This window comes from Rummeliibacillus sp. SL167 (genome assembly GCF_007896505.1).
GTDB classification, from domain to species: Bacteria; Bacillota; Bacilli; order Bacillales_A; family Planococcaceae; genus Rummeliibacillus; species Rummeliibacillus suwonensis.
In genome coordinates, this window is the sequence record NZ_VCBM01000001.1 from 473,970 (window position 1) to 486,139 (window position 12,170).

12 protein-coding genes are annotated in these 12,170 nt (G+C 36.3%); 7 read left to right on the forward strand and 5 right to left on the reverse strand.

Going from position 1 to position 12,170, the window contains the following annotated elements; genetic code table 11:
• Window positions 1-5 precede the first annotated feature (5 nt).
• The 3 genes from FEZ13_RS01995 to FEZ13_RS02005 all read left to right on the forward strand — a co-directional run bounded on the left by FEZ13_RS01995 (window position 6) and on the right by FEZ13_RS02005 (window position 3,666).
• Entirely contained in the window at window positions 6-710 is a 705-nt protein-coding gene (locus tag FEZ13_RS01995; protein ID WP_146551261.1) for a helix-hairpin-helix domain-containing protein, read from the forward strand.
• Between the two features lie 77 nt (window positions 711-787).
• Entirely contained in the window at window positions 788-1,378 is a 591-nt protein-coding gene (locus FEZ13_RS02000) for a ComE operon protein 2 (RefSeq protein WP_146548232.1), read from the forward strand.
• A gap of 107 nt (window positions 1,379-1,485) precedes the next feature.
• Window positions 1,486-3,666 (forward strand): DNA internalization-related competence protein ComEC/Rec2, encoded by a 2,181-nt coding sequence (locus tag FEZ13_RS02005; protein WP_146551262.1) that lies wholly within the window; start codon window positions 1,486-1,488, stop codon window positions 3,664-3,666.
• A 23-nt stretch (window positions 3,667-3,689) separates the two neighbouring features.
• On the opposite strand, the gene FEZ13_RS02010 is transcribed toward FEZ13_RS02005, so the two are convergent.
• Complete coding sequence (locus FEZ13_RS02010; RefSeq protein WP_146551263.1) at window positions 3,690-3,824, reverse strand: YqzM family protein; 135 nt, start codon at window positions 3,822-3,824, stop codon at window positions 3,690-3,692.
• A gap of 165 nt (window positions 3,825-3,989) precedes the next feature.
• On the opposite strand from FEZ13_RS02010, the gene holA reads away from it, so the two are divergent.
• Window positions 3,990-5,000 carry a DNA polymerase III subunit delta gene (gene holA, locus FEZ13_RS02015; RefSeq protein ID WP_146551264.1) on the forward strand — a complete coding sequence of 337 codons (1,011 nt, stop codon included), beginning with the start codon at window positions 3,990-3,992 and terminating at the stop codon, window positions 4,998-5,000.
• A 120-nt stretch (window positions 5,001-5,120) separates the two neighbouring features.
• On the opposite strand, the gene FEZ13_RS02020 is transcribed toward holA, so the two are convergent.
• The 4 genes from FEZ13_RS02020 to rpsT all read right to left on the reverse strand — a co-directional run bounded on the left by FEZ13_RS02020 (window position 5,121) and on the right by rpsT (window position 7,961).
• Entirely contained in the window at window positions 5,121-5,360 is a 240-nt protein-coding gene (locus FEZ13_RS02020) for a hypothetical protein (protein ID WP_146551265.1), read from the reverse strand.
• 13 nt (window positions 5,361-5,373) lie between these two features.
• On the reverse strand, window positions 5,374-6,033 hold the full coding sequence (locus tag FEZ13_RS02025) for a peroxiredoxin (RefSeq protein ID WP_146551266.1): 660 nt from the start codon (window positions 6,031-6,033) through the stop codon (window positions 5,374-5,376).
• Between the two features lie 337 nt (window positions 6,034-6,370).
• Window positions 6,371-7,243 carry a DMT family transporter gene (locus FEZ13_RS02030; protein ID WP_146551267.1) on the reverse strand — a complete coding sequence of 291 codons (873 nt, stop codon included), beginning with the start codon at window positions 7,241-7,243 and terminating at the stop codon, window positions 6,371-6,373.
• A 469-nt stretch (window positions 7,244-7,712) separates the two neighbouring features.
• Window positions 7,713-7,961 (reverse strand): 30S ribosomal protein S20, encoded by a 249-nt coding sequence (rpsT, locus tag FEZ13_RS02035; RefSeq protein WP_146548239.1) that lies wholly within the window; start codon window positions 7,959-7,961, stop codon window positions 7,713-7,715.
• Between the two features lie 164 nt (window positions 7,962-8,125).
• Between rpsT and gpr the strand changes: the two genes are divergently transcribed.
• Genes gpr through lepA form a run of 3 tightly spaced genes read left to right on the forward strand, consistent with a single transcriptional unit; the run spans window position 8,126 to window position 11,924 of the window.
• Window positions 8,126-9,133: a GPR endopeptidase gene (gene gpr / locus FEZ13_RS02040; protein WP_146551268.1), complete on the forward strand. Its 1,008-nt coding sequence runs from the start codon at window positions 8,126-8,128 to the stop codon at window positions 9,131-9,133.
• A gap of 52 nt (window positions 9,134-9,185) precedes the next feature.
• Window positions 9,186-10,028: a stage II sporulation protein P gene (gene spoIIP, locus FEZ13_RS02045; protein WP_146548241.1), complete on the forward strand. Its 843-nt coding sequence runs from the start codon at window positions 9,186-9,188 to the stop codon at window positions 10,026-10,028.
• A 60-nt stretch (window positions 10,029-10,088) separates the two neighbouring features.
• On the forward strand, window positions 10,089-11,924 hold the full coding sequence (gene lepA / locus FEZ13_RS02050; protein ID WP_146551269.1) for a translation elongation factor 4: 1,836 nt from the start codon (window positions 10,089-10,091) through the stop codon (window positions 11,922-11,924).
• Window positions 11,925-12,170: the final 246 nt, after the last annotated feature.

A 12,170-nucleotide genomic window follows, 5' to 3' on the forward strand; every position in this document is an offset into this window, starting at 1 on the left:
AAAGGATGTGCGAGCTAATTCCTTCTTTTTTAAAGAAAAACGGTAAAAAGTATGGCATCCCCATTGCTGCACTGCTACTGTGCATCATTATATTTTATATCTCCAAGCAATCGTCCGCACCCCCACAGGACGAGTTATTCTCAACTATTCAAAATGAAGAACAACCGAATTTAGAAAAAACAGAGTCAGAAGTAGAAGACACTCAACAAGATACTCAGAAAAAAAGTGTTGTCGCTACGACATCTATCATGGTAGACATTAAAGGCGCGGTCAAAAATCCCGGTGTCTATCAATTAGATGCAGATAGTCGTGTGATCGATGCCATCACACTTGCAGGTGGGTATGCCAAGAATGCTCAGTCTCGTCAGATCAATCATGCCCAAAAACTACAAGATGAAATGGTTATTTATGTTCCTAAAAAAGGGGAAGCGATCGAAGAAACAAATGCGATTGCCTCAGTTGAAAAAACGACATCCGTATCCTCTACGCAAGGAACGACACCGGAAGCAAAATCAGATTTGGTCAATATAAATACGGCCGATGAAGCTGTGCTAACGACATTAAATGGAGTTGGACCTGCCAAAGCTCAGGCCATCATTACTTATCGAACAGAAAATGGACCTTTTAAAACAGTGGAAGACTTAAAAAATGTCACAGGAATCGGCGAAAAAACATTTGAAGCTCTGAAAGATTCCCTCACAGTGAATTAAAGTAAAATAATGACTGTTGAAAAAGCCAGTTTCTATCACTAAACTATGGATAGAGGAATTATTCAGGAGGCATTTATATGGAGCGTATTACATGGAACCAATTTTTCATGGCACAAAGCCATTTACTAGCATTAAGAAGTACTTGTACGAGATTGTCGGTCGGCGCAACGATCGTTCGGGATAAACGCATCATTGCAGGCGGATACAATGGTTCTATTTCAGGTGATGACCACTGTATCGATAAAGGTTGTTATGTAGTAGATAATCACTGTGTTCGAACAGTTCATGCCGAAATCAATGCATTGTTACAGTGTGCAAAGTATGGTACCCCTACGAATGGCGCAGACTTGTATGTCACACATTTCCCCTGCTTGCCTTGTACAAAATCAATTATTCAAGCAGGTATTCAAGATTTATATTATGCAGAGGACTATAAAAATAATCCTTATGCATTGGAACTTTTAGAGCAAGCAGGTGTAAATGTCGTACATGTCCCATTCGATGAACGAAAAATCGACTTTTTAAGTGATGAGAAAATAACGCTTTATGTTGATTTGTTGTCAAAACTTCGTGAGCATGGCGCAACACATGAAGAATTGGAGCCGTATGAACGGAAGGTGGAAGGATTATTTGGTCTATCAACATTAGACACAAAATCATTTATGTAGCGCTTATTCTTTTACTAGCATCACTTGCGGCACATTTCAATAAATGGCTGCTAGTTTTATTCATTCCCCTTAGTCTATTTTTGTGGTGGAAAAAAGAACATTTTTGGATGATTGCAGCTCTTGCGGTCATCTCTTTTTCTACCTTTTTTTATACCTCACACATACTACAACACAGAGAAAAAAGTATTCCAAAAGAAACGGTTTTAACCTGGACAGATAGTTATACAATCAATGGTACAAAGCTTCGAGGATTTGCCTACTTAGAAAATGGTACAAAAATATATGCTGTTCAAACATTTCAAACAGAACAGGAAAAAAAGAAGTATGAAAAAATTTCTTTATGTGGTCTCACATTTCATGTAAAGGGAAAAATGGTTCCACCACCTTTACCATCTCATCAATTCGCTTTTTCAATGGAAAATTATATCGAGAGCCATGAGGCACAGGGAATCTACGAAATGGAACAAGCTGTATTTAGAAAAAAGGAAAATACAATTTCGACTATTTTAGCTGATCAACGATTTCGAGTGAAAAAACAGATTGAGGAAACATTCCCAGAAAGCCTGATTGCAGAAGCACAGGCACTTATAATCGGCGAACAAGAAAATGTAGATCCAGATGTAAACAGAGCCTATCAAAAACTAGGAATCACGCATTTGTTTGCGATTTCAGGGCTTCATGTGGCACTTGTCTCTCTATTAGTCTTTGAAATACTGGTAAGGCTTCGTGTCAGGCGTGAGCATGCAACAATCATTATAATGATCATACTACCTATTTATGCTTGTATTGCTGGTGGAGCTCCCTCTGTTTGGCGTTCTGTGCTGGTTGTAGAAATGGTAATGATGAGCAAAATTTTTTCTTCCAAACTGTCCATTGATGACGCATTATCATTAAGTTTTATCGCTTTAGTATTGTATCAGCCGAGTATTATATTTCAAATAGGTTTTCAGTTATCCTATTTGGCAACCATAGCACTGATCTTTTCGAGCGTTATCTTACAATCGACACAGAGTTTCATCATGCGGTCCTTTTATATGACGACCGTATGTCAATTACTCGTCTATCCACTTCTCATCTATCATTTTTTTGAAATGAGTTTATCGTCATTTTTGGCTAATATTCTATTTGTTCCTCTTTTTTCATTTGTCATTTTGCCGATGAATCTGATTCTATTTGTTTTGACCATCATTTTTCGACCGCTTGCACAATTGCTATTTTTCATATATGAACCATTCAGAGAACTGATCACAAAGTTAATCATGTTAGGTCAGGCAATACCCTATCAAATGTGGGTTACTGGAAGACCAAGCGTACTTTTGTGCTGCATTGCCTTTCTTGGGGTTTTATGTGCATTTGTTTATGTTGAAAAAAGAAGATATTTAGTGGCATCATTGCATATATTTATTCCAGCAATCATGATATACATTGCCCCCAGTTTACATTCAGATATACGTATTACATTTTTAAGTGTGGGGCAAGGTGATAGTGCTGTTATTGAACTACCATTTCGGAAGAAAGTATATGTTGTGGATACAGGCGGCTTATTACGTTTTGAGCAAGAGAGCTGGAAACAATCGAAAACAGAATATGAGATAGGGAGACGAATCGTTGTGCCTTATTTAAAAGGGCGTGGCATCAGGGAGGTCGATATTATGATTATGACTCATGCCGATGCTGATCATGTGGAGGGTGCTGAAGAGGTGATAGAAGAAATCCCTGTAAACGAAATTCATGTCAGCCCTAATTCATGGAAGAAATCAATCATGCATGAAGTCGTCGATCTTGTTAAAAAGGAAAAAATACCATTAAAAGAGAAAATAGCAGGAGATCGATGGCAAGAGGGTGACATTCATTTCGAATATCTATCACCAGCAGATATCCAGTATGAAGGGAATAATGATTCACTTGTGTTATGGATGCGATATGGGCACTTTAAAATGCTCTTAACAGGTGATCTTGAGGAACCTGGGGAATTGCAATTGATAAAAAATAAAAGCCGGTTGATCGATCATGTTAGTCTATTAAAAGCAGGACATCATGGGAGCAAGACGTCAAGTGCGGAACCATTCTTGAAAGTTACAAGACCAGCTTTGTCGATATTTTCAACGGGGCTAAATAATCGATACAAACATCCTAGTAAAGAAGTGGTGGAGCGATTTCAGCACCTTGGCTTACCAACTCTGAATACAGCTGAGGTTGGATCAATCGAGGTACAAGTGTCAAAAAAAAATTGGGAGATTATGACGACATCCCAACTAATAGAAATGAAAAAAGCTTTGTCCAAGTGACAAAGCTTTTTTGAGTTAGACGCTTATAGATTTACATAGTCAATTACAGTTGCAATAATGAACATAAATGTGAAGAATACGAATGATACTATAAAACCTACGCCTGAATCTATAGCGTCATTTCTTTTACTTTGTACATCTTTTTCAAATGGATTCATTTATATCCCTCCTGATTCGTATTAATTATACGGTAACGCATTCAAAAAAGCTATATTGAATGCAGAAATTACGTTATTCAGCGTACTTTGACACAATTTGTACATACTCGCAGTTAAGAAAAAATGAATGTATACTAGGAATAGTATTGTGCTAGGAGGAAGAGTATGTTCTCAAAATTGTGGAATGATATTCAAAAAGGAAAAATAGCACCTGTTTATCTATTAGCAGGGCTTGAATCCTATTTTATAGAGGAAACGATTCATCGTATGAAAGCAAAGCTTGAAGAAGAAGGAGAAATCGAGACAACTACAATTGATCTTGATGAAAAGCCCGTTGATATGGTTATTGATGAATCGGATACAATTCCTTTTTTCTCGAATAAAAAATTAATCATCGCTAAAAATGCGTCTTTTCTAAAAGCTACAGATAAAACGAAAGAGAAAATAAATCATGATTTGAAAAGATTTGCGAAATGGCTTGAGTTTCCTTCAGATACCTCTGTCACTGTTTTTATCGCACCATATGAAAAACTCGATGAACGTAAAAAAGTGACAAAGCAATTGAAAGAACACGCTGTTTATTTGCTTGCAGAAACACCAAAAGAACATGATTTAGCAGTTTGGGTGCAAAATGAGGTTTCTTCATTAGGAAAAACGATTGATGACGAAGCGATTTCTAAACTCATTGAGATGGTTGGTTTGGATATGGTGCATTTACAATCTGAAATCGAAAAAATTTGCTTATATCTTGGTGAGGATAAGAAGATCACGGTTTCGGTAGTAGAAAAATTGGTGGCTAAAACATTAGAACAAGATGCTTTTAAGATGCTCAATGCCTATATGCAGCATGATGTTTCGGGGGCATTGTCCATTTATCATGATTTGATCCGACAAAAGCAAGAACCAATTATGCTCGTTGCTTTGTTAGCTTCTCAAATTCGTTTAATGTCTAATGTGTATTATTTGTTGTCAAAAGGATATCATCCACAACAAATCGCCAAACAGCTAAAAGTGAATCCCTATCGTGTAAAAAGAATCGTAGAGGATAGACGGAAAGTATCTGATCAATCTTTGTTGAAGGCTTTGTATGGATTAAGTGAAGTAGACCTCCAATTAAAATCGATGGGCGGCAGAAGAGAAAGATTTTTGGAATTATTTTTGATGAAACCGTTATAAGGATGACATGATTAGAAGGGTTCGTATGAACTAGTATTTTTTGAATCAATATACCTGATAGAAACTGATAAAAAGGCGTGAGACCATATATACTTAGTCTCACGCTTTTTATTCTCTGTTTTATTTATCCAAGTTATTTTTTTCTAAAATTTGTTTACCTTTTTCGCTTATTTTGTATTGATTATTTTCTTCAATGATAAGCTCAGCATTTAACATTTCACGTAGATTACTATGTACTTTAAAAATTGGTAACCCTGAATTCTTTGAAATATCTTGAGTAGTGAAAGATTCGACTGCAAGTGATCCTAATAGTTTTTTTCCTGCAGGGTTTAATTGACCTTTTTCATTCACACAAGCCATTGTAATTGCTCCTTTATAATTTTTTTGTACAATAGTACCAATCGATACATTCAATACTATCATCATTCATTCTTTCATTTGCAAGTTCATCTGTTGTTGCAGGTGGAACAAGAACTTTGTCACCTTCTTGCCAATTTGCCGGAGTAGCAATGTTGTGCTTATCAGTTGCTTGTAGTGCTTTTACTAGACGGAGGATTTCTTGCATATTTCTTCCTGTTGAAAGTGGATAATAAATGATAGCACGCACAATTTGTTTATCATCAATGACAAATACAGCACGTGATGTTTCTGTTGAGCTTTCTTCAGGCATAATCATTCCGTATTTTTGAGCGACTTCTTTATTTAAATCTGCGATAATCGGAAATTCAAGTGTAACACCGAATTTTTCTTGAACGTTACGAATCCAAGCAACGTGAGAGCTGACACTATCAACGCTTAAGCCAAGTAATTCAGTATTCATCTCACGAAGTTGAGGGTAAATTTCTTGGAAACCAATAAATTCACTCGTACAGACAGGTGTAAAATCTGCAGGATGAGAGAATAATATTAGCCAACTTCCTTTATAATCGGATAATCGAAGTGTTCCTTGAGATGTAGCAGCTTCAAATTCAGGTGCAACTGATCCAATCCGTGGTAAAGATTTTACTTCATTCGTAACATTGTTCTCATTCATTGAGAATCTCTCCTATTTAGTAATAATTATAATTTGAATCTTATTACAATCTGTATTGTATACATACAGGGGTATAAAATCAATTCATTTGCACCATGTATATGTTACAAGTATGTGTCCAAAGATGAATGGATTACAATCAAGGAAACAAGCATAAATGAAGGAAATTGAAACCTATCAAAATCGTATTAATAAGCTACGTACGATTGATGAAAACGAATCTTTTCACACTCTATGCTCGGTATAAAAGTTTCTCAAAGCATAGATAAGGTGAGATTTCACACAAAACAAAAAGTGCGCCTCATTAAAATAGAAACGCACTTACTAACTATATAATCTATTCGTCTTTCATAACTATAAACACACCACTAAAAATTAAAATGGTACCTAACCAAAAGGAAGCGCCTATAGTTTCTTGTAATAATAACCAGCCCAAGAAAGCCCCAACAATTGGTTGGAAGAAAAAGAACAATCCGCCACTAGAGGCTTTCATTAGTTGTAAACCTTTGTTCCATAGTAAAAAACCACCAGCCGTTGAAACAATGCCTAAATACAATAAACCACCAGAAATGGTCGGATCAACAATCTTAGTATAGTCTAAATCATTTAATTTCGGTAGAACAAAAGGCGTCAATAAAATGACAGCAATCATAGACGAATAGGTTGTCACAACAATTTGTGAATAATGACTAGGGATTTTTTTTACTAATACAGACATAATTGCCCATGTTACTGCGGCTATCAATAATGATAATCCACCTAATTTTTGTGTCACATCAATTCGTCCACTTCCAACAATGACGACAACTCCGATTGTTGCTAGCAAAATAGAAAGACATTTTTTTATCGTTATTTTTTCTTTTAAAATAAAACGTGCAAATATGACCATAAATGCAGGGGTTGTTGCTGTGATGATCGCACCCATTTGAGCAGTGGATAACATCGTGCCTGTTTCTTGTGTGACAATCGATATGGTATTACCAATTAGACCAACAAGGAAAATCAACAACCAATCCCTTTTAGCTATTTTCCATGATTGCTTCATGCAAATACCAATAATAGCAAGTGTAATGACAGCAATCACATAACGGATCCACACAAGTTCCAAAGGTGGAACAACATCCACTACTACTTTTACGACAACATACATGGCGCCCCAAATACTTGCAGCAAGTGATAAAAATAGGGCACCTATTACTTTATTTCTCATGTTTTTTCCTCCGTTTTTCATAAATATCTATGTCCTTAACGGAGAAAGACTCTTCAACCGTTAAGGAAGAAGGATTGCAGGTACATCTTGTTCAAATAACGGAGAAAACATCATAAGAATCACTCCTCATATAATAAATTTTAAGTTAATAACTGTTCCTTGAAAATTGAATAGTTTTTATCTTCAAGGGCTACATCCAAAAATGATAGATGGAAAACTTTCTTCTTGGGTACTCTTTTTTAGAAATTCTTCTCTAGCTTTTATCAATCATATACTTGACTTAATACCACAAGTCTTTCTATGGTCATTTTCATTTAGTATAAATCAAATTTAATCATTTAAATAGAGGGGCTAATAACAAAAGATTAGCTATCTAAAATTCACAATTATTGTATATGAGAGATAAACCGCACAAACAAAAAAAGACTAGAGAAATTCTCTAGTCCCTTTGAATCCATATGAGGATGGATTAAGCTTTTTTCAATAAACGTGCTTTTTGACGAGAAGCTGCGTTTTTGTGGATTAAGCCTTTAGAAGCTGCTTTATCTAGTGATTTAATAGCAGCATTTACTAATTCTTTTGCGTTTTCATCTTCAGCAACTAATGCAGCATCAGCTTTTTTGATAGCAGTACGCATAGCAGATTTTACTTGTGCATTTTGTGCGTTTGCTTCAGAAGCAGTTTTTACGCGTTTAATTGCAGATTTAATATTTGGCATTAATGGTTCACCTCCTAAAAAGGATCGAGATGAGTAGATTCTCAACTGTTCATTTGTCTATACAACAAGCCCCATTATAGCAAAATCCTAATAGAAAAATCAAGAGAGAAAAGCAAAGAATATTTACTTGACACAATGTACAGACTAGAACAGAGGTGAGATTTATGGAAAATTTTCAATGGTCAACAACAGACCTAGTAGATGAGACCGAAGCATATATTAATCATAAGACAGAAGAAGAAAGAACAAAACTAAGAGAATCAAACGGAATCGACATTCAAGAAAATTGGGAGGAAATTGTAAAGGTTACACAGGTAACAGTTTCCAAACAAGGCGAAGAACATATTGGCAAAAAAGAAGGAACTTATATTACATTATCAGTACCAACATTAGAAGCAAATGATCAAGAGGGACTTCAAATTTTTGAAGAATCGATTGTTAAAGCGCTTCAAAAAATCCACTCCAAAGAAAAGCTAGAGAAAGTTCTTATAATTGGTTTAGGCAATCGAACCATTACACCAGATGCAATTGGACCGTTGACGATTGATCATTTGCATAACCAGGATGAAGTGATTCAGGATAATTGTATTATATATGCGCCTGGTGTAACGGCACAAACAGGCTATGAAACGAGTGAATTTGTCAAAGCACTTGCGGATAATATTCAACCATCTTTAGTCGTTATCATCGATGCTCTTGCAACGAATTCTAGTGAAAGGCTTTGTAAAACCGTGCAAATTACTAATACAGGTATTCAACCGGGTGCGGGTGTGGGAAATTCGAGAAAGGAAATTTCTGAGGAAACTATGGGATGTCCAGTCATTGCGATTGGATTACCAACAGTCGTTGATGGTCCAGTGCTGATTACAGATGCGGTTGAAACATTATTTAGATATATTTCAGCAAAAATATCAGAGAAGGACAGACCTTCATCCGCATTATCTGTCTCCTCCTTTACGGTCGATGAAAATACAGAAATTTTGACAGAAACGTTGCTGCCGATTTTTGGAGAGTGGGTAAAATGGGATAAACAAGAGAGGCTCCAGCTTTTTCAAGAAGTATTAACAGGCCAACAGCGTTTATTTGTAACGCCTAAAAATATTGATGATTGGGTTTCAGCCTATGTCGCCATGCTTGCCAGCGTGTGTACAAGATGGTTGAGTGCTGCTTAGTTGTTCTAAATTATATCCTTTCTCCATAAAGTAATTGGAGGAGGGATATTGGATGCAAAGACGGCAACGAGGACGATGGAAAATCATTGTATTATTCTTAGCAATCTTTTTTTCACTACCTATTATTGCAGCGAAAGTTCCGCTTTTGGCTGAAGAGCAACCGGTTATTGAATCACCAAAACAAGACACCAAAATCGCTTACGCAGCAAACAAAGACAAAGCGCTTGCAACAAAAGTTTCTGAGAAAAAACAGACAAAATCTTTTAATACGTTAATTTATTTCACACACTCCCATGAGGCATACTATCCTATACTGAAAAAACAGCAACAGACGATCACGGTTTATAATGATTCAACGAACGTACAATCTTTAGGTGATTTATTTGTTAAACATTTTAAACAGAATCATATAGACACTGATGTTTTAGGTGTTGATACCATGAAGGTTATGAAACAACAACAAATGGCATTTTACCAAGCGTATGATGCAGTCCGTCCCTATGTAAAAAAACAGATCGACAAAAAAGATTATGATTTAATCATGGATATTCATAGAGATTCTGCGGGAAGAAAAGTAACGACTACCACTTATAAAGGGACTCCATATGCTAGGATGGTCCTTGTTATTGGCGGGAAAAATAAACAATTTCAAGCAAATGAAGCCTATGCAGAACAATTATCTAAAAAGTTAAATCGTCTAGTTCCTGGAATTTCTAGAGGTGTGATGAGAAAGACAGGTACAGGTGTCAATGGCATATATAATCAAGATTTATCTAAGCAGATTATTTTAATTGAACTTGGTGGAGTGGAAAATAATGAGGAAGAGTTGAATCGTTCAATCGCTATTTTAGCGAGAGCGATTGAAGAAGCGTTTGTGGAACCAGCATCATCCTAACATTGCAATATAAGGCGAATCACTGCTATAATTCTAGTAGTTTAAATAGGAGTGGAACGCATGAATCGAGAAGAACTGATCAAACGACAAGAACATATACGAAATTTCTCTATTATTGCTCATATTGACCACGGTAAATCAACATTAGCAGATCGTATTTTAGAGAAAACACATGCATTAACTGCGCGTGAGATGAAAGAACAACTTCTAGATTCTATGGATCTTGAAAGAGAACGTGGAATTACGATTAAATTAAATGCAGTACAATTACACTACACTGCTAAAGATGGAGAAACGTATATTTTTCACCTAATCGATACGCCAGGACATGTCGATTTCACATATGAAGTTTCAAGAAGCTTAGCTGCTTGTGAGGGTGCCATTTTGGTTGTTGATGCGGCGCAAGGGATTGAGGCACAGACCTTAGCAAATGTTTACCTTGCTTTAGATAATGACCTCGAAATATTGCCAGTCATTAACAAAATCGATCTTCCCTCAGCCGATCCCGAACGTGTTCGTAAGGAAATTGAGGATGTTATTGGGTTGGATGCATCAGAGGCTGTCTTAGCCTCAGCAAAAGCAGGTATAGGAATTGAAGAAATACTAGAGCAAATTGTTGAAAAGGTACCAGCACCAACGGGTGATCCCGAAGCGCCTTTACAAGCACTTATTTTTGACTCTGTTTATGATGCTTATCGTGGCGTCATTACATCCATTCGAATTGTTGAGGGGACTGTAAAACCAGGGGATAAGATTCGTATGATGGCAACAGGTGCTGAATTTGAAGTGATCGAAGTGGGTGTACATACACCGAAAATTACACCTACAGAATTTTTAACTGTTGGAGATGTTGGGTATTTAACGGCTTCTATCAAAAATGTCAGTGATACACGTGTAGGGGACACGATTACATTTGCTGATCATCCAGCATCAGAAGCATTATCAGGTTATCGTAAATTGAATCCCATGGTTTATTGCGGTTTATATCCAATCGATACAGCAAAATACAATGATCTTCGCGATGCACTAGAGAAACTAGAGCTTAATGATTCAGCCTTACAATATGAACCGGAGACATCACAAGCGCTTGGCTTTGGCTTCCGCTGTGGGTTCTTAGGATTGCTTCACATGGAAATCATTCAGGAGCGTATCGAACGTGAATTTAATATTGATTTAATCACAACGGCTCCAAGTGTTATTTACCATGTACACATGACAGACGGAGAAGAGGTAAAAGTGGACAACCCTTCTATGATGCCGGAACCGCAAAAAATTGAGCGTATCGAAGAACCCTATGTAAAGGCAAATATCATGGTGCCAAACGATTATGTCGGTGCTGTCATGGAAATTTGTCAGCGTAAACGTGGTAATTTCTTAACAATGGATTATATTGATACGACACGTGTCAATATTTTCTATGAAATTCCGCTATCTGAAATTGTCTATGATTTCTTTGATCAACTAAAATCTAGTACAAAGGGATATGCTTCTTTTGATTATGAATTAATCGGCTATAAACCATCTAAACTAGTGAAAATGGACATCTTATTAAACGCAGAGCAAGTCGATGCATTAAGCTTTATTGTCCACAAAGATTTTGCTTATGAACGTGGTAAAGTGATTGTCGAAAAACTGAAAGAATTAATCCCACGCCAACAATTCGAAGTACCTGTACAAGCTGCGATCGGTCAAAAAATTGTAGCTCGCTCAACGATTAAAGCGATGCGTAAAAATGTCCTAGCAAAATGTTATGGCGGAGATATTTCTCGTAAACGAAAACTTCTTGAAAAACAAAAAGAAGGTAAAAAACGAATGAAACAAGTAGGTTCCGTGGAAGTACCCCAAGAAGCCTTTATGGCGGTATTGAAGATGGATAATGACCAATCGAAAAAATAAGGCTGATTAGATGAATGGAGGAGCTGTCTACGCTATGAAGATGGCTCCTCTTTTAATTTGGCTATGACTATCTATCAATTCTATGTGTAAGCAAAAGACGATAAATCAACTCTAACAATCATAATAAGGGAAGTACCTATCTGTAACAATAATTTAAAACCAACAGAATTATTGGTTTCTCTAAATAAATTATAAAATCCTTATACATAAAATATTTTAAAAGTAAAATTGTATGATTACATCCTA